This is a genomic window from Bacillus sp. Pc3 (assembly GCF_000815145.1).
Lineage (GTDB): Bacteria > Bacillota > Bacilli > Bacillales > Bacillaceae > Bacillus > Bacillus velezensis.
Genome location: NZ_CP010406.1, coordinates 1,865,924 through 1,885,000, shown reverse-complemented (window position 1 = coordinate 1,885,000; position 19,077 = coordinate 1,865,924). Strand labels below are relative to the sequence as shown.

Below are 19,077 nucleotides of genomic sequence, written 5' to 3'. Positions count from 1 at the left end.
CCAGGGCGGCAGGAAGGTGATGAACATTTCACAGCTGATGAGTGCCATGCCAAAGATAACAACGTTTTTGCGCCCAAGCTTTTTCACCATGTAAGGCATTCCGATGACACCGATGAGAAAGCCCATGAACTGAGAGAATACCAACACACCGCCATTACTGTAGCTTTGTGAATAATGTGTGAGTAACTCAGGCAGTACGGCTCCCAGAATAACAAGTGTAAAAGCAATCGATCCATAAGAAAAACAGCTTATCCACAGCAGACGAGTTTTCATCATTTTATCTCCTTATTGGTAAAATAATATTTCTCTCTACTCGTATGACATGACGTTTTTACAAAAAATCCAAGTATTGTTACTATATCACATAACTTTTTCTCATACATCCCTTATGGTAACGTTAACAAATTGTTAACATTTTTTACAAGAAAGATCGTTGACATTATTTTCAATAATTAATACGATAAAAAGCGAAATTCTAATAATTTCATAGGGGTGGTATTTGTGGGAACGAAGGAAATCACGAATCCAGACAGCTTGTATTACAGTGTTGACGATGTAGTAATGGAGCGCGGAGAAGGGATTTACCTGTACGATCAAGAGGGGAATGAGTACATTGATTGCGCTTCTGCCACATTTAACTTGAATTTAGGATACGGTAACAAAGAAGTCATTGATACGGTTAAAGAACAAGCCGATAAGCTGATCCATGTGACATCATCTTTTCAAACAGACGCCGTAAATAAACTGGCAGAAAAACTAGTAGAAATCGCCCCCGATAATCTCACAAAAGTACACCCTAAAGTCAGCAGCGGTTCCGGTGCAAATGAAGGAGCTATTAAAATGGCTCAGTATTACTCCGGAAAAACCGATGTCATCTCCTTATTTCGAAGCCACCTCGGACAAACGTATATGACTTCCGCTTTGTCCGGCAACTCATTCAGAAAAGAACCTTTCCCGCCGCAAATTTCTTTTGGCCTTCAAGTCCCCGATCCGTATTGCAGCCGCTGTTTTTATAATCAGAAACCTGATTCATGCGGTATGCTGTGCGTAGAAAGAATTAATGATTTTATTGAGTATGCGAGCAATGGAAAAATTGCCGCCATGATTATTGAACCGATATCCGGCAACGGTGGAAACGTCGTTCCGCCTAAAGAGTATTTTAAACAGCTGAGACAGCTTTGTGATGAACACGATATCGCCCTGATTTTTGATGAAATTCAGACCGGGTTCGGACGGACGGGCAAAATGTTTGCCGCGGACCACTTCGATGTGAAACCTAATATGATGACGGTAGCAAAAGGGCTCGGGGGCACAGGCTTCCAAGTCGCCGCCACTCTGACGGAGGACAAGTATACCGGGCTTCCGGGGTATACGCACTCCTTCACGTACGGCTCAAATGTGATGGCCGCCGCTGCCGCGTGTAAAACCATAGATATCATGCAGCGTCCGGGATTTTTGGAAAATGTAACGACGGTCGGTCATTATATTATGGATCGCTTAGAAACGATGAAAGAGGAGTTCGCTTTTATTTCTGAGGTAAGAGGCGTCGGTCTTATGATCGGTGTGGAGATTGTCAAAGAGAACAATGAACCGGATGTGGAGCTGACCAATTATATTGCAAAACGGGCGATGGATTACGGGCTGATTCTCCGGACATCCCGTTACGGGTTCGGAAATGTATTTAAAATCCGTCCGCCTTTAACCATTACACTTAGTGAAGCCGAAGTGCTCTGCTACAGACTTCGCAAGCTATTGGAGGAAATCAAGTGAGAGACTATATCATTGGGCTTGGACAATTTGTTTATCAAAAGGTGAAAAATCAAAAAGGCACGCTGAAAAACCGGCTCGTAAACGGCTATTCTCCGGGAGGCGACGCCCAATTTAACATAGACGCCGCTGCTGAGGAGGCGGTGCTGGATTATATTCAAGAAAAGGGCCATCCGGTTGCTTTTTACACGGAGGATGGCGGCCTGAAGCTGATTGGAGAAGATCCGCAATATATTTTAATTGTAGATCCGATAGACGGAACGCGCCCGGCCGCCGCGGGGCTTGAAATGTCGTGTATTTCGATTGCGCTTGCTTCATATAAGCCAAACGCAAAGATTAAGGATATCGAATTTGCTTTTTTGCTTGAATTGAAATCGGGCGCTTATATGTACGGTGATATTTACAGCGATGTCATTCAATTTGAGGGGTATCAGGGAGATTTGCCGAATTTGAGCGGAGTGCGGGATATTAAGAATATGTTTTGGAGCCTTGAATTTAACGGGCATCCGGCGAAGCTGATGACGGACGCATACGGCCATCTGATTGACCAATCGGCTAATAATGGCGGGGTTTTTGTTTTCAACAGCGCTTCTTATTCGATTTCACGAATTATCACGGGGCAGATGGATGCTTATGTGGATATCGGCAATCGTCTGCTGAAAGATGATCCGAAGCTGCTTTCAGATTTTCAGCAGGTCGGGAACGGACAGGTGCTGCATTTGTTTCCTTATGATATTGCCGCAAGCGTCTTTTTGGCGAAGAAGGCGGGAGTGGTCATTACGGATGCGTACGGCCGGTCTTTGGACGAAACGCTTCTGACAGATTTAAGTTATCAGAATCAGCAATCATGTATTGCGGCTTCAACGAAGGAGCTTCATCAAACATTGTTAGACCAAATCCGCTGGGGCAGAAAGGAAGAGAAATATGAAGGCGTTGGTCTGGACTCCTAATGATAAGCTTGAATATCAAGAGGTGGACGAGCCTCAAATTCGGAAATCCAATGATGTGAAAGTGAAAATTTTCGGTACCGGTATCTGCGGAACGGACTTAAATGTGCTGAAAGGAAAAATGAATGCAACCCATCATATGATTATGGGGCATGAATCGGTGGGAGCGGTCGTGGAAATCGGACCGGACGTGACAAATGTAAAAGTCGGAGACCGCGTCGTGATAGATCCTACGCAGTTTTGCGGGAAATGTCATTATTGCCGGAGAGGGCTGACGTGTTATTGCGAAACCTTCGAGGATTGGCAGCTCGGAATCGGGGCGCACGGAACGTTTGCGGAATATTACGTGGGGGAAGACAGGTTCATGTACAGAATTCCGGATTCAATGGAATGGGAGCGGGCCACATTGGTTGAGCCTCTCTCTTGTGTGCTGAATGTTGTGGACAAGGCTTCGATTCAGCCGGAGGACTCGGTCTTGGTTTTGGGGTCGGGACCGATCGGACTGCTTGTGCAAATGATGGTGAAAAAACTGGCGCGATTGACGGTTGCGACTGAAATAGGCAGTTTCCGAAGCGAGGCGGCAAGCCGGATATCTGATTATGTCTACCACCCTGAAGCATTAACCGTGGATGAAGTGAAACGGATTAATCAAGGAAGAAAATTTGATGTGATTTTTGACGCGATCGGCAACCAGCTTGATTGGGCTTATCCTTTTATTGAAAAGGGAGGCAGAATCGTGCCGATGGGCTTTGATGATACGTATGAGATGACGATCAGGCCGTACCAGCTGCTGTCAAACGGCGTAACGATTGTGGGCACAGGTGAAGCCCGCCAGATCATGGAAGCCGCGTTAGCATGCGCGTCCGACCTTCCGCAGCTCTATGATTTTATTACGGAAAAGACGGAACTGAAGAATTATGAAGAAGCCATTGATCATCTCATGGGCATCGACCCGGTGACAAAAGAAAGAAAGGATATCAGCGCAATAAAAACGATTCTTGTGTCTGATCCGGAACTTTTATAAAAGCGGAAACGGCTCCAGTGAGGGCCGTTTTCTTTTCTTATTTATACGGCTTGCACATTTCTTTAAAGTTTAATATGATACTCTTTGTTAACAATTCCTTTCCTCAACGACATTATACTCTGAGCGTGTCCTCTTTTCCCCGTAAGCTTGCCTCATATTCCCCAGATAAAATCAATGTTTCCAACTGATAGGGTGCGGATTTTTATAGTGAAAAGGAGTCGTTATCATTTGAAAGATTATACGTTACAGCAGCAATGGTTCGGGAATGTCCGTAAAGACATTCTGGCCGGTATTCTGGTTGCTCTCGCTCTGATCCCTGAGGCGATCGGATTTTCAATTATTGCAGGTGTCGATCCGATGGTCGGCCTTTATGCATCATTTTGTATCGCGATTATTATTTCTATCTTCGGCGGCAGACCGGGAATGATTTCAGCCGCTACGGGTTCAATGGCGGTTGTCATGGTGACATTGGTGGCTGATTACGGGCTGCAGTATTTGTTTGCGGCAACCATTTTGACAGGTATTATTCAATTTATTCTTGGTGTCAGTAAGATAGCGAAATTGATGAAATTTATTCCGCGTTCGGTCATGATCGGATTTGTGAATGCTTTGGCGATCTTGATTTTTTCTGCGCAGCTGCCGCAGTTCAAAGGAGCTTCATGGGTCATGTATGCCATGCTTGCCGGATCACTGGCTATCATATATCTATTGCCGAAGGTTACGACGGCTGTGCCGTCTCCGCTGGTGGCGATTATTGTCATGACGATCATTGCGGTGGTCTTCCATGCGGATGTCCGCACGGTCGGTGATATGGGCGGGATCACAAGTTCACTTCCGCATTTCTTGATACCGGATGTTCCGTGGACGTTTGAGACATTGCGGATTATTTTCCCGTATTCTCTGGCGCTTGCTTTCGTCGGATTACTCGAGTCATTGCTGACAGCCCAGATCATTGATGAAATGACGGATACGGATAGTGATAAGAACAAAGAAAGCCGCGGACAAGGCATCGCCAATATTGTGAACGGATTTTTCGGAGGCATGGCCGGATGCGCCATGATCGGCCAGTCTGTCATTAATACGAAAGCCGGCGGACGCGGCCGATTATCGGCTTTTACCGCCGGCGCGTTTTTAATGTTTTTAATTGCCGTATTAAGCGGTATCGTCGTGAAAATTCCGATGGCTGCGCTGGTGGCCGTGATGGTTATGGTGTCTATCGGCACGTTCGACTGGTCATCGATTAAAGGTTTGCGGAAAGCGCCCCTTACTGATTCGATCGTTATGGTTATTACCGTCGTGACGGTCGTCCTGACAAATGATTTATCAAAGGGTGTCTTCGCGGGTGTGATATTAAGCGCGATCTTTTTTACGGCGAAAATTTCTAAGCTGAAGATTGTGTCACATTCCGAACAGAAAGATGTCAGAACTTATAAGGTAACGGGACAGATCTTTTTTGCTTCCGTGTCTGAGCTCATGAATGCCATCGTTTATGATGAAGACGTGAAACGGATTGTCATTGATTTGACCGACGCCCACGTGTGGGATGATTCGGGAGCGGCGGCTCTTGAGAAAATTGTCGCCAAATGTAAAGAATACGGAATTGAGGCTGAATTAAAGGGATTAAATCAGAAAAGCCGAGATTTAATGAAACAAATGGCATAGAATTTGTGAAGTCCGGATGAATATATCCGGGCTTTTGGCTTTTTTTCGGTTAAATTTGCCGGGGGGCATTGTTATAATGAATGAGACTTGAAAACCGTATATAGGAGACTTGCATATGATGTGGCTTCAGAAGTTGAACCAAGTGTTGGGGAGAATCATGCCGCTTTTGACTCCGTCAAGTGTGGCGGCGGGTGTGCTGTTATCTCAGCATATCAGCTGGATGGCCGGCGCTGTGCCGTGGATATTTGCATTTATTACATTTACGGGCAGTCTGAGTGCCAATTTTCATTCGCTGAAGCGCAGTATCGAGAAGCCGCTCCCGATGATCATGGCATTGTTTGTTCTGCATATTTTCATGCCTGTTTTTGCATGGGGAAGCGGCCATCTGATTTTCAGCGGTGACCCTTTAACTGTGACGGGGCTGATTATGGGTGTGGTGATTCCGACCGGAATTACGAGTTTGATTTGGGCTGCGATGTATAAGGGGAATGTCGGATTGACGCTGTCTATTATCCTGGTTGATACCGTGCTTTCTCCTTTTATCGTACCGTTAAGCCTGTCTGTCCTGGCCGGGGCGAATGTTCAGATGGATGTGTGGGGAATGATGAAAGGGCTGGCGGAGATGGTGGTGATTCCATCCATCGCAGGGATGATAGTCAACCAGTTTTCCCCGCCGGTAAGGACTCAGGCAATAAGCCGGTCGCTGTCTCCTTTTTCAAAAATCTGTCTGATGATTGTCATTGCCATTAACAGTTCGGAAATCGCGCCGTATGTCACGCACGTGGATATCAAATTTGCGGGCATCGCTGGCATGGTATTTTTTATTGCCATGACGGGTTATGCCGTGGCATGGCTGATCGGAAGGCTGATGAAGCGGAGCCAGGATGAAATTGTGTCTCTGATTTATACGGGGGGCATGCGCAATATCAGCGCCGGAGCCGTTCTCGCCGTTTCTTTTTTTCCGTCTCAAGTGGCGGTTCCGGTCGTCATCGGGATGCTTTTTCAGCAAATCCTTGCCGCTTTGTTCGGCTATTTGCTGAGACGCTTTGAACTTAAGCCGGTCGTGATGAAGTATGAAAAAAACCGCTCAGCTACGTGAGCGGTTTTTTCCGTACAGCCAGCTTAGTGCTGCATTGAATTGTCGTTTGAATGCTTCTTGATGGTGCACGGCGCCCTCTTCGATCGTGAAAGAGAGCTGAGATTGAGAAAAGCCTTTTTGCTTGAGGCTTTCGTACACGTCTTTATTTAGTCGGATCATGTTGTTTTGGATGTTGTTTTTATGCTCAGCTTCGCGGCTGCCGACAGACATAAAGATACGCCGCCGTGCCGGACGCAAAGATGCGGAGCGGACATAATCTGCTGATTTTTCATACCAGAAGGAACCGGAAATACAACCGATTCTGCCGAATGTTTCAGGCTTTTGGAGCATCGCGTATATCGAAAACAGTCCGCCTAATGACGCGCCGATCAGTCCTCTCGTTTCCGGATGTGCAGAAATGTGATGCATATCTTCAACAGTGGGAATGATGACATTTGTCAGCTCCTCGAGAAAGAGCCTCCCTTTGCCGCCGAAATCATGAAACGCAGGGCTCAGGGAGGGCGCGGGCCACGGCGTGTACTCATCGAGCCTGTCAGCCGGTTTGATGCCGATGAAAATCAATTCGGGAAGTGTTCCGTTCGCAAATTGGGATTCAAGCTTATCCATCTGTTCTAAAAACAAAAAACCCCCGTCCAGTACGTACACACAGGGTAAAGCCCCTGTTTGAACCGAATAGGAGGGAGGAAGATACACAGTGCATTCCTTTCCGTTTATCCGGTGTTCTGTAAGGGTGCCTCTCATGCATCCAGCCCCTTCTTTTGCTTAAACAGAAGAAAAAAGAAATAAGGAACGCCGAGAATCGCAAGAATAATTCCCGCCGGCACTTCTGAAGGCTGAAAGAACAATTTGCCCGCAAAGTCGGCGGATATGACGAGGAGCATACCGACCAATCCGCTGACCGGTAATGAGTATCTGTGCTCAATCCCGGCGAGCCTGCGGGAAATATGGGGCGCGATCAGTCCGACAAATGCCATGCTGCCCGCTGCGGTTACACATGCGCTGATCAAAGCGATGCAGGCAATGAGTAAAATCGTTTTTTCTTTATTGGTTGAAACACCGAGGCTTTTCACCGTGTCCTCATCGAAACGAATGGTATCCAGCAATGACGTTTTCGCCATAAGCAGAGGAATGAACACGATCAGCCACGGAAGGATCGCCGTAATGGTCAACCAGTTTGCCGACCAGATGCTGCCGTTTTTCCAAACCATCGCCATCTCATAATCCTGCGGGTCCATTTTTAATGAAAGAAATAAAGACAGCGCGCTGAATCCGGAATTCATGGCGATCCCGACGAGAATAATTCTGCCCGATTCCAGATGCCCCCGGTGCCAGGCGAAAATATAGATCAGCACGGCCGCCATCAATCCTCCGATGAGGCCGAAGACAGGCATACCCATCGCAGAGGCAAGTGCCGTCGCTTCAGATTGTCCCTGAAACAGAAGCATAAACGTGACGATTCCGGCTCCGGCTCCTGCATTAATGCCCAAAATACCGGGATCGGCAAGACCGTTTTTGGTAATGGCCTGAATAACGGCTCCGGCTATCCCCAACCCGAGTCCGATGGCAGCAGCCATGACAATGCGCGGCAGCCTCAGCTGAAACAGCAAAATGTCATATTGCGGATTCGGATGGATGCGGAAAAGCGTACTGAGCAGTTCACCCGGCTTTGCGGAAAAAGAACCGCTTGTCATGCTGAAATAGCTTACGAGCAATATGAGAGCAATCAGAATGATATAAATTCCGGCCATTTTACGTACCACGCTGATCCCCTCCTTTTCTTTTAATCAAATAAAGAAAGAAAGGAACACCGATGATAGAAGTGACAACTTCAATAGGCGTCTCAAACGGATAATTGATGAATCGGCTGGCAAGATCGCAAAGGGTCAGGAAGACGCCGCCGATGATGCACGCGCATGGGATCAGCCTGCTGTAGTCCGATCCGACGAGAAAACGTGTAATGTGCGGAACGACCAAACCGACAAATGCAATTTTTCCGGCGAGTGCCACCGAGCTTCCGGTCAATATGACAACGGCCGTCATCGCCATGAGTTTGATGGTTCTTTTCTGCTGTCCCAGACTTTTTGAAATGTCGTCTCCTAATGATACGGCAGTGACCTTTTTGCTGAGAATCATGGCCGTGATGATTCCGATCGCAAAAAACGGGACGGCCAGTTTCAAAAAATCAGGGTTCATTTGATGCAGTCTCGCACTGTACCAAAAACTGAGATCCTGCGAAATTTGAAAATAAATCGAAAGCGCAGCCGACAGACTGCTGAGAAGCATACTTGTCACCGTTCCGATGATGGCAAGCTGCACCGGGGTAAAACCGCCGGGAAGAATGGAGGCCAGCCCGAAAACAAGAGCAGCGCCGAATGCGGAACCGATAAACGAGTATATGATCATTTCAATGGATGTCGATTGAGGGAGCAATACCATGCAAAGGGTGATGATAAAAGCGGAGCCGTCCGACACACCCATGATTGAAGGCGAGGCCAGATAGTTCCGTGTGATTCCCTGCATGAGCGCTCCGGAAACAGCAAGGGCTGCGCCGATAAACATAGCGCCGGCAGCCCTCGGGATTCTTGAATGCCATATGATCTGATGGTCGGTATTCTCCGGATTAAAGTGCAGCAATGCGGAGAACACGGTATGGATGTCAAGCTGCTTTGCGCCGTATAAAACGGAAAGCAGCAGTGACAGAACAATGGCAATCGGTGAAGCAATGATAATCATGTGTGTCCGCCGTTTTGCATACATGTGAAAAACCTACTCTTTATTAGTCTTGAGTCAATTTGTCAGCCGCAACCTGTAAGAAGCTGATTTTACTCCACGCGGTTCCGCCTTGGGCTAACGGATCAATCGTATTGACGTATACATGGTCTTTTTTGACTGCCTTCAGGCTCTTCCAGATCGGATTTTTCTCTAAGTCTTTCAAAGCGTCCGGCTTATCTGCGTTTTCGTCATCAGAGAATTGTACGAAGATATGGTCAGGGTTCATTTCGCTTAATTTTTCAAGAGAAATCAGTTCCTGCGCTTTCGCCGCTTTGACTTCGTCCGGCGCCTTCAGGCCTAAATCACCGTAAAGCGTGGAGTTGAAATATACTTGTTCAGGATAAATATAAATATTGCCTTGTCTGATTCTGATGACCAGCGCGTTTGACTGTTTCGCTTTGCTGTTGATCTTTGTTTTTGTCTTTTTCAGGTCCTGTTCGTAATCTGCGATGATTTTTTTCGCTTTTTTCTCTTTATCTGTAAGCTGGGCGAGCAGCATCATGTTTTCTTTCCAGTTTGATGAGATATGAGAGACAGGGATCGTTTCAGCGGTGCCGCTCAATTTTTTCAACGTTTTTTCCGGGAATTTGGTTGATGCCAGAATGACGTCCGGCTGCAGCTCAAGAATTTTTTCCATATTCGGCTGCATTTTTTCCCCCGTTGATACGGATTTATCTGTAATATCTTTAAACAGTTCCGGGAATTTGCCCGAGAAAGAAATTGCTCCTGCTGGATGAACGTCAAGCAATTTGGCGTCTTCCATTGATTCTACGCTGCCTGTAATGGCGATTTTGTCAGTCGGCGCTTTGACTTCATATGTTTTTCCGAGATATTCGATTTTCTTTTTATCTGAAGAAGCGTCCTTTCCTTTACTTGCTGTATCAGATGTTTCTGAGCTTCCGCAAGCCGCGGCCGTGAAAGCCAAAAGCAAAATCATGAAAGCGAATGCCAATTTCTTCATCTATTGTTCCTCCTGTTCAATTGATAACTATTATCAATTGGAATTATAGAGAATGAACAGGGATAAGACCATGGATAATTTCCGGCATTACCATGGACGATCTTCGGAAAAAATAGAAATGCTTTGCTCGATCATCCGCTGATGTCCGCTTGGAGAATATTCAATCCACGGGTCAGATGATATAGGAAACACGCGTTTATTGCTGACGGCTCTAAGGTTCTGCCATATCCCGGTCTGCTGAATCCGCTGAAAATAACGAAGCGTTTCCGGTTCTTTACAAGTGAAAAGCATGATGCAGTCAGCCTGGCAATCCGCCAGCATGTCCAAGGAAATCTTTTCGTCAGGAGCAAAAGATTCCGGTTTTGCGGAGGCAAAGCCTAAATCACCGAAGAAGACATCCTCAATACTGTTGTTATGGGCGATGTACATATTTTCTTTATATACACGGACAAATAAGAACCGCTGATGCCGCACGTGTTTCAGAGCATCTTTCGCTGAATGGGCGAGACTTTGATAAGCTTTAAGCCAGTGCCGCGCTTCCTGCTCTTCATTCAAATATGCGGCTGTGCGAAGAAACTGGTCTCTCCAATTTTCTTGAGCCGGAAGGTAAAAAACGTCAGTGATGTCATTCAGGCGCTGTTTTTCTTCTTCACTGACAGAATCAAGACTGAAAATGATGTCCGGGGCAGCTTGGGAAAGCGTGTGCAGGTTCTCTTCCCAATTTGCATTATAGCGGTAAGCACTCAGGTGAACCGGAATATCGGAAGAGAATTGTTTGTAATAATAGGCCGTCCATTTCGGGTGCAGCGCCGCAGCATAAGGCACGTGATGCAGAGGAATCAGATGCCCCATCGTTTCTTTTCCGTACGCGGCCATTTTTGTGCGCCTTTTTTTCATATAGCTTGTGGGTGAGCTGCCGGTATGTTTTTTAAAGATGCGGCTGAAATAAAATTCATCTTGGTAGCCGATTTGATGAGCGATTTCCCGCAGTTTGCAGTTTGCCTTGGCCATCAGTTTTTTCGCATTGGTTATGCGGATGTCTGTGATATATTCAGTTACGCTCTGCCCGTATAGTTTTTTAAAGGTTTCACTGTAATGCTTGGGACTGATTCCCGCCATATGAGCGAGCTGGGTGAGCGTGATTTTTGTGTCGGACTGAGCATGAATGAATTGTTTTGTCTGTTCGATCGCCGCTTTCGTATTATTTTGATGGCATACTTTTGCGGCATAAAGGTCGTACATCAGCTGCTGAAAGTCGGCTGTATATTTCATTTTCTGCAATGCATCCGCCGATCGCGCATTTTCAGAAAGTGACTGAAGCCGGCTTGTCAAATGATCAACCGTTTGTAAATTCATTTGCTGAAGTCCGTGGAAGATGTCTTCCCCGTTATCCGGAAGCATCGCTTCATCATCTGATGAATAGGAGAAAACACGGAGTCTGACGATATACAAATGGATGCCGCCTGACGGTATAGGGGCAATATTGAATGTCTCATCACAAGGACAGATGTAGAGCGTTTCCTTCTGCAGCGGAAAGCTGTCTGTTCCGATATCAATTTGTCCCTCGCCTTTCACATGAAAGATCAATACGGGGGAATTAGTGAGCTGATGCTCTGACAGAAGGTCGGCTGTTTTTTTTACGGAGATGATATCAATGGGCTGAAAGAATAATGTGTTTTTCATGAGAAACCACCTTTTAGGAAACATTCATTTAAATGATAACTGTTATCATTTAAATTGTACCAAATAAATGAATGTTTTCCTATAAAAAGCGGAAATGTGAAATGCGTCAAAATGTTACACGTGTAACACGAATGTTGTCAGTATATGAGGTATTGTTTTCTTAGAGTTTTGAATTGGTCCAGCCGGCGTTGATATGTGCCGGTGATGTCTTCAATGGAAGTGCCTTTTTCTATTTTTTTGCGTACCCAGCCGTTACCGATCAACTTGTCAAAAGAGCCTGTCGTCAAGAAGGAAAAGTCATTCGGATATAAGTCATGCATGGTTTTCAGAATGGAAAGCCCTGTTTTTGCCGCTTCAAATGTGTTTCTGTTTGTTACGTAGACTTGTACGCCGTGGCACAGCTTGCCCTGGTGCTTGGAGAAGCTGGGGATAAATGATGCGGCTCTGAAGGTGACGCCCGGAAGCTTGAGACTGTTCAGGCGTTCTTCGAGCTCGGTGCTTTTCATATAAGGCGCGCCGATCAGTTCAAACGGCTTTGTCGTGCCCCTTCCTTCGGATACGTTTGTGCCTTCGATTAGTCCTGTCGCCGAATATGCGAATATGCTGTCCGGAGTCGGGATATTAGGCGAAGGGAGGACGAACGGCAGACCGGTATCTTCAATCGTCATCGTCCGCTTCCAGCGCTTCATTTTTACGACGGTGAGGTCGGCGCCAATATGAAACTCTTTATTGAATAAAAGAGCAAGCTCACCGATCGTCATGCCGTGCCTCAGCGGGATCGGATACAGTCCGACAAATGAAGCGTAATCCGGTTCAAGAACCGGGCCGTCCGGATTTCGTCCGCCTTGCGGATTCGGCCGGTCCAATACATAAAAAGGTATGCCTTTTTCTTTTGCCGCTTCCATGGCATAGGCCATTGTATAAATGTAGGTGTAGTATCGCGTTCCGACATCCTGAATATCGAAAATCAGTACATCTGTATCTTTCAGCATGTCAGGCGTCGGTTTCCTCGTTTCCCCGTATAGGCTGTAGACGGGAAGCCCTGTTTTTTCGTCTATATAGGATGTGACTTTGTCTCCGGCCTGAGCATCGCCGCGGACACCGTGCTCCGGTCCGAATAATGCGGTCAAGTGGATGTCTGGCGCCTCATACAGCACGTCAACGCTGCTTTTCAATGACGCGTTCACACCGGTCGGGTTGGTGATCAGCCCGACCCTTTTTCCCTTCAGTTCCTGTTTATAATCTTTCAGCAGGCGGTCGATGCCTGTTTGGATGCTTGGTTTCTTGGCGGTATGAAGGTTTCTGTCAGAAGCCGCCGAGACTGCCGTCATAGCACTGATGACGACAAGTCCGGCAAGAAGCGCAGCCGTTTGTGTTTTCATGATCAGTCCTCCTGTTTAAAGCGGTTTTCCGGTCTTCAGATTGATACCGAAACCATAAGGATACAGTGTCGTTCCCGGATGCGTGACGGAAGGAATGTCAGCGGGCAGCCTGCCTTGCGGTTTTGTCTGTCCGAATATCGCTTCAACGCCTGCCGGAATGTTTGGCTGGAGAAATTGTCCGTCTGTATATCCTTTAAAGCCGTAGACTGCGATAAGGGCTTCAGCTTCTTCAAAGTTCGCAGCGTCATATGGATTACGCAGGCTCATCAGCACAAAGGGTTTTTGGTTCGATTGTGCGGCTTTCATGACGGCCCGCGGAAATGCAGTCGTCCACTTGCCGGGATCTGTGACGGAATCGTCAATCACGCCGTCGTTTACGACAGGATCATTTTTCACAACATATGAGCCTGTAATCACGTAATCAGCGTCAGATATCTGCTTTTTGTGTTCATCATGAAATGTGCGTTCGGCGAAGTTCATTTTACTGATGGTTACCGGCCGGATTTTTTTCTTCTTGATGAGCTGCCGAATGGTTTGTTCCATTGACGCTGTTTGATCTTCATATGGAGCTGCAATGAGAACGCGGCTGTTCTTTTTCGGTTTGAATGGGAGGGTGCGGTTTTTGTTTTGTAAGACGGTGACGGACCTTTCCGCGATTTGTTTTTCAGCTTTCAGGTGATTTTTGCTGCCGACGGTTTTCTTTGCTTTTGCAATCTTCTTTTTCAGATTTGTCTCTTTCGGTGCGGGATATATCCCTCGTTTTATTTTCAGGGAAATGATGCGTTCCGCCGATTTGTTAATTTGCTGCAGCGGAATATCCCCTTTTTGTACTGCCTTTTTTAAAGCGGAATGAACCCGGGCAAAGCGGTTTTCCGTTTGCAGCGATGTCACTTGGGCCGGCATCAGGGCAATATCGACGCCTGCTTTTACGGCCATGACGACCGCCTCTTCCTGGCCGAAATGATCGGCAATGGCTTTCATATTTAATGCATCCGTGACGATGACGCCGTTAAAGCCCATTTCCTCACGGAGAAGATGAGTCATCACTTTTTTCGAGAGCGTGGCGGGTACGAGGATGTCTGAACCGTCCAGCTTGCTTTTATAGGTTGTATCGTCAAACGCGGGAAATTGCACATGGGCTGTCATGATCATATCAGCTCCGGCCTGAATGGCCTTCCGGAACGGATAAAGTTCAATCTGACGCAGCCTTTCTTGATTGTGGGTGACAAGCGGAAGGCCGTAGTGGCTGTCGACATCCGTGTCGCCGTGTCCCGGGAAATGTTTGACGGCGGCAGCGACATCCTGCTTTTGCTGAGCCTTTATTGAGGCAAGACCGAGTGAAGCTGTCAGATCTCGGTCTGAACTGAACGACCTGACGCCGATGACAGGGTTTCCGGGATTATTATTGATATCGAGAACGGGAGCGAAGTTCGTATTAATGCCCAGTGCTTTCAGTTCTTTCCCGATAATGGCGCCGGTCTGGGACGCGTAGGCTGTTTTTCTAGCGGCTCCGAGCGCCATATTGCCTGGGAAATGAGTGCCCTCACCAAGTCTGGTTACGATGCCGCCCTCCTGATCAATGCTTAATAATAGCGGAATGTCAGGGCTCGCCTTTTGAAAGGCATCTGTCAGGCGTACCGTTTGTTCAGTGTTTTTTACATTTTCTGCAAATAAGATAACGCCGCCGAACCGGTACTTTTGAATAAGCCCTGCGACTTCGTCATTCATTTTGGTAAGAGCCTCAGGTGATGACTGCCCCTTTTTTTGCCAATTGCGAAAATCAGGCATGAGCATCTGCCCTAATTTTTCATCTAATGTCATACGGGATACCGCTTGTTCCGCCTGTGACGGAATGTCCGGTTTTGTCGATGCATGATGCGTGCCGAAAACAATGAACAACAGTAATACAGCTGAGATGACAAGTTTCATGATGGTGCCCTCCTGCCGTCATAGTTTGGACAAAAGACATGGGTTGTCATTCAATGGCTTCATAAATCGTTTTTATGACGCTGCCGTAGCTTCCGGTCGGAAAAAGATCCCCTTCAAAAACATTCGGGTTTTCACCGGGACTGACGACGGGGGAATGCTTTTTATTGGTCAAAAGTGCGATCCCCAGCTTATAAGCGGGATCAATAATCGTGACGGTGCCGGTCCATCCCGTATGGCCGTATGCCTGCCTGCTTGCATAAGGGCCGAACATCCACTCCATATCCGGGCTGCCGTTTTTCCGCCAGCCGAGAGCGAAAGTCGGATCAGAGGATGCCGCCGTTGTGAACAAATCGGCCGTTCTTTTATTGAAGAGAGAAACGTGTTTATAACTGCCTCCGTTCAGCATGACTTGAAGAAGGACGGCCATGTCGTCAGCTCTGGAAAACAGCCCGGCGTGACCGGACACCCCTCCCATTGAGTAAAATGCTTTTTCATCGTGAACTTCCCCCTGCAGCGTATACGTCCTGATGTGAGGAAAATGGATGACTCCGTCACGTGTGTTGCCTAAACGTTCAGTAGCTGCGAATGCTTTTTCTTTAAAGCCTTTTTGCAGCGGATTGAACAGTGTGTGCGTCAGTTTCAGCGGTTTGTACAGTTCTTGTTCCGCATAGGCATCAAGGGTTTTTCCGGTTATGTTTTCAATGATGCAGCCGAGAAGCATGTAACCGATATCGCTGTATACGTGTTTTGTTCCCGGTTTGTATGCAAGCGGGATTTGAGTGAGAAAACGGATCGTTTTATCCCGTTCTTGTGAATACAAAGGGCCTGCGGTGTCCGGCTGATAGAAATAAAAGCTTGCCGGCAGACCGGATTGATGCTGGAGCACATCGATGACGCGAATGCGGTCTTTTTCTTGAATCGGATCGCTTTTTCTGTCTTTGAAATCAGGAAGGTAAGCCGAGACTTTTTGATACACATCAAGCTTTCCCTGGCTGACGAGTCGCTGTAATGCAAAATTCGCCGCGTACATTTTTGTATTGGAAGCTAGATCAAACATGGTTGATGTTTTCATTTTTTTCGGACGGGATAAAAGGGTGTTCCCGTCATATTTTTTGCTGTAGCCGTATGCTTTCTTTTTGATCACCCGTCCGTCCTTTACGACGACGAGGACGGCTCCGGGGAATCCTTCTGCGATGTCTTTTTCAATCATTTGATCAACCTTTCTGAGCTTTGCTGCGTCGTATAATTTGGATTGGGCTTCGGCTTTGTGCTGCGGCAGAAAAGAGAGGCTGATGACCATTGTGAGTATGGCGGCTGTCAGTGTTTTCATATTCTGATCCCTCCCGGTTTAGTCAAATTCAGCAGCCATTTCATCCTTAAATCCGAACGCATAAGTGAAGACAAAGCCCGCCGCGTAAGAGATGAAGAGACCGATGATATACAAAACGATTTGAGCCGGCTGTACGAGAAACGAGAGCGGAAGGCCGGAGACACCGATTGAAAAAGTAGCCACCTGAAAATGGGCTTGAAAGGCGCCGCCGATTCCCGCCCCTAAACACGCCGTCAAAAACGGCCGGCCGAGCGGGAGCGTGACGCCGAAGATGAGCGGCTCTCCGATTCCGAGCAGACCGGATGGAAGTCCGCCGCCGATCGCTCTTTTCAATGAGGCTTTTTTTGTTTTCATAAAGATGGCGAAGGCCGCCCCTACCTGACCCGCGCCTCCCATCGCGAGAATCGGAAGAAGCGGGTCATCTCCGATTGATCGGATTAATTCCAAATGTACGGGGGTCAAGCCTTGATGCAGGCCGGTGACGACAAGCGGCAGGAAGGCGGCTCCCAGTACAAACCCTGAGAGCACTCCCCCGACATTCAGCAGCGACAATAAACCTGATGTAATGAGATCAGAAATAAAACCGCCTGCAGGGATAAAAACGACATATGTCACCAGCCCGGTGATAAGTAAAGACAATGTAGGCGTGACGATAATGTCGATGGATTGATGGACGTACTTTCTGATAAACCGTTCGGTATAAGCGATAAAAACCGCAGCGAAAAGAACGCCGATTAATCCTCCCCTGCCAGGGAGCAGATTCTCTCCGAACAAACTGATATTGGCGATCTCAGGGTTAAGGATCAATATGCCCGCAAGGCCGCCCATCGCGGGTGTCCCGCCGAATTCCTTCGCCGCATTGATGCCGACAAGGACGCCGAGGTAAGCGAATAAGCCTGAACCGATAACCGTTAAAATAAGTGCGATTTGGGATTCTTTCGGGAGCCAGCCGGCCTGAATGACGGCTTTCGTAATACCGGTGATTAAACCTGATGCAATGAGTGCGGGAATAAGGGGAATGAAGATGCTTGATATTTTTCTCAGAAACAGTCTGATGGGTGTGGTGTTTTTTCTGTTGAGATCGGCTTTTTTCCGTGAGGCGGCTTCTTTTAAATCAATGTTTTTTCCGGATGGCATAAGTTTTGCGAAAGCGTCGGCGACATGATTGACGACACCCGTGCCGAGAATGATCTGCAGTGTTTCGGCTTCGACGACGCCTATTACCCCGTCAAGCTGTTTCAGCGCTTCAATATCCGTTTTGTCCCGATCTAAAGGTGTAATCCTCAGGCGTGTCATACAGTGGGTAAAGCCTGAAATATTCGATGAACCGCCGCAATTGTCCAGGATATCTTTGGCCAGTGACTGATAAAATGCCTCTTTGCTCATGGAGATCCTCCTTTTTCCGTGCGATTTTTCCCGGGGAGCTGTGCCTGAAACGCGTCCTAAAAGCGCCTGCGCCGATCATGAAAACGGCGCGGGCTCGTAAAAGCACATTATTTTTCACCAAAGAACGATCAGCGTTCTTTTTCCTTTGAAACGTGCTGTTCAATGGCTTTGTCAATGAAGCCGTCTGCTTCTTTGAGCAGTGCCTTCGCGTGTGTTTCGTCTGAATTCGTCTTCAGCATGACGATTGCCGTTTTGACATGGCTGCCTGCGGCCTCAAGCGTTTCTTTTGCCTTGTCGTACGGAACGCCCGTGATGCTTTGGATAATGCCGATTGCGCGTTCTTTCAATTTTTCGTTGCTGACATGAACGTCCACCATTAAATTTTCGTACACTTTGCCGCTTTTGATCATCACGGCCGTGGAAATCATGTTCAGAATCATTTTATGTGCCGTCGCCGCTTTCATTCGTGTTGACCCTGTAATCACTTCGGGGCCGACGACGACTTCAATGCTGTGATCGGCATAAGTGCTGATCAATGAGTGTTTATTGCATGTGAGCGCGACGGTTTTGGCGCCGATTGTTTTTGCGTATTTCAGCGCACCGGCCGCATACGGCGTGCGCCCGCTTGCCGCGATGGCGATTACGGTGTCTTCTGCGGTAAGCCCAATCGTTTTGAGATCGAGAGCGCCGGTTTCCTCGCTGTCTTCTATACCTTCAGCCGCTTGCAAAAAGGCGTCTGCTCCTCCGGCCATCAGACCGATGACGGTGTCGGGACTTACGCTGTATGTAGGCGGGCATTCAACCGCATCCAGTACACCGAGTCTGCCGCTTGTGCCCGCTCCCGCATAAATCAGCCTGCCGTTTCGCCGTAATGATTGATGGGCGAATTGAACGGCAATCTGAATATCGGGCAGCACCTGCTGAACGGCTTCAGCCACTTTGAAATCCTCTTCGTTAATGATGCGGAGAATTTCCATCGTGTCTGCTTGATGGATTGAAGCGGTCTGCGGATTTCTGGTTTCTGTGGTCAATCTGTGAATGTTAAGCCGGTCTGTCATGATTGTACCCTCCCAAGTCGTTAATACTTGAAGTATATGGGCTTCTGAATAGATGTTTCAAGAAAAATCGGCAGGGG

At 47.5% G+C, this 19,077-nt stretch carries 16 protein-coding genes (1 of these 16 running past the window's edge); 5 read left to right on the top strand and 11 right to left on the bottom strand.

Going from position 1 to position 19,077, the window contains the following annotated elements; translation table 11 throughout:
• Positions 1 to 273: the 5' end (the start) of an MFS transporter gene (locus SB24_RS08770; protein WP_172437945.1), read on the bottom strand. Its footprint begins 939 nt before the window's first position; the window shows 273 of its 1,212 coding nt (coding positions 1-273); it begins with the start codon at positions 271 to 273; the stop codon falls past the left edge of the window.
• 228 nt (positions 274 to 501) lie between these two features.
• On the opposite strand from SB24_RS08770, the gene SB24_RS08765 reads away from it, so the two are divergent.
• The 5 genes from SB24_RS08765 (at position 502) to SB24_RS08745 (ending at position 6,499) form a co-directional block, all read left to right on the top strand.
• Positions 502 to 1,770, top strand: a complete 1,269-nt coding sequence (locus tag SB24_RS08765) for an aspartate aminotransferase family protein (protein ID WP_039252950.1) — start codon at positions 502 to 504, stop codon at positions 1,768 to 1,770.
• Positions 1,767 to 2,717: an inositol monophosphatase family protein gene (locus SB24_RS08760; protein ID WP_039252948.1), complete on the top strand. Its 951-nt coding sequence runs from the start codon at positions 1,767 to 1,769 to the stop codon at positions 2,715 to 2,717. Before SB24_RS08765 ends, SB24_RS08760 begins: the two co-directional genes overlap by 4 nt.
• Entirely contained in the window at positions 2,692 to 3,738 is a 1,047-nt protein-coding gene (locus tag SB24_RS08755) for a zinc-dependent alcohol dehydrogenase (protein ID WP_039252945.1), read from the top strand. Before SB24_RS08760 ends, SB24_RS08755 begins: the two co-directional genes overlap by 26 nt.
• A gap of 228 nt (positions 3,739 to 3,966) precedes the next feature.
• The gene (locus SB24_RS08750; protein ID WP_039252943.1) at positions 3,967 to 5,400 is read left to right on the top strand and encodes a SulP family inorganic anion transporter; all 1,434 of its coding nucleotides are present in this window, start codon (positions 3,967 to 3,969) and stop codon (positions 5,398 to 5,400) included.
• Between the two features lie 157 nt (positions 5,401 to 5,557).
• Positions 5,558 to 6,499, top strand: a complete 942-nt coding sequence (locus SB24_RS08745) for a bile acid:sodium symporter family protein (protein ID WP_094031904.1) — start codon at positions 5,558 to 5,560, stop codon at positions 6,497 to 6,499.
• Here SB24_RS08745 and SB24_RS08740 read toward each other — a convergent pair.
• The 10 genes from SB24_RS08740 to murQ form a co-directional block, all read right to left on the bottom strand.
• Positions 6,488 to 7,240, bottom strand: coding sequence for an alpha/beta hydrolase (locus SB24_RS08740; RefSeq protein WP_031378869.1), 753 nt, complete (start codon positions 7,238 to 7,240; stop codon positions 6,488 to 6,490). The genes SB24_RS08745 and SB24_RS08740 overlap by 12 nt on opposite strands.
• Entirely contained in the window at positions 7,237 to 8,247 is a 1,011-nt protein-coding gene (gene feuC / locus SB24_RS08735) for an iron ABC transporter permease FeuC (RefSeq protein WP_031378868.1), read from the bottom strand. Before feuC ends, SB24_RS08740 begins: the two co-directional genes overlap by 4 nt.
• Before the next feature lies 1 nt (position 8,248).
• The gene (locus tag SB24_RS08730) at positions 8,249 to 9,256 is read right to left on the bottom strand and encodes a FecCD family ABC transporter permease (protein WP_015416687.1); all 1,008 of its coding nucleotides are present in this window, start codon (positions 9,254 to 9,256) and stop codon (positions 8,249 to 8,251) included.
• Between the two features lie 19 nt (positions 9,257 to 9,275).
• A complete protein-coding gene (locus SB24_RS08725) occupies positions 9,276 to 10,232 on the bottom strand; it encodes an ABC transporter substrate-binding protein (RefSeq protein WP_003156778.1) in 957 nt (318 codons plus the stop codon).
• Positions 10,233 to 10,319: 87 nt separating this feature from the next.
• Positions 10,320 to 11,915, bottom strand: coding sequence for a bacillibactin transport transcriptional regulator Btr (gene btr, locus SB24_RS08720; protein WP_039252940.1), 1,596 nt, complete (start codon positions 11,913 to 11,915; stop codon positions 10,320 to 10,322).
• Positions 11,916 to 12,052: 137 nt separating this feature from the next.
• Complete coding sequence (locus SB24_RS08715) at positions 12,053 to 13,297, bottom strand: exo-beta-N-acetylmuramidase NamZ family protein (RefSeq protein WP_039252937.1); 1,245 nt, start codon at positions 13,295 to 13,297, stop codon at positions 12,053 to 12,055.
• Between the two features lie 15 nt (positions 13,298 to 13,312).
• Positions 13,313 to 15,226 carry a glycoside hydrolase family 3 protein gene (locus tag SB24_RS08710; RefSeq protein WP_039252934.1) on the bottom strand — a complete coding sequence of 638 codons (1,914 nt, stop codon included), beginning with the start codon at positions 15,224 to 15,226 and terminating at the stop codon, positions 13,313 to 13,315.
• A 46-nt stretch (positions 15,227 to 15,272) separates the two neighbouring features.
• Positions 15,273 to 16,556, bottom strand: coding sequence for a penicillin binding protein PBP4B (gene pbp4b / locus SB24_RS08705; RefSeq protein WP_015416691.1), 1,284 nt, complete (start codon positions 16,554 to 16,556; stop codon positions 15,273 to 15,275).
• Positions 16,557 to 16,574: 18 nt separating this feature from the next.
• A complete protein-coding gene (locus SB24_RS08700; protein WP_015416692.1) occupies positions 16,575 to 17,942 on the bottom strand; it encodes a PTS transporter subunit EIIC in 1,368 nt (455 codons plus the stop codon).
• A gap of 128 nt (positions 17,943 to 18,070) precedes the next feature.
• Positions 18,071 to 19,000 carry an N-acetylmuramic acid 6-phosphate etherase gene (murQ, locus tag SB24_RS08695; protein ID WP_015416693.1) on the bottom strand — a complete coding sequence of 310 codons (930 nt, stop codon included), beginning with the start codon at positions 18,998 to 19,000 and terminating at the stop codon, positions 18,071 to 18,073.
• Positions 19,001 to 19,077: the final 77 nt, after the last annotated feature.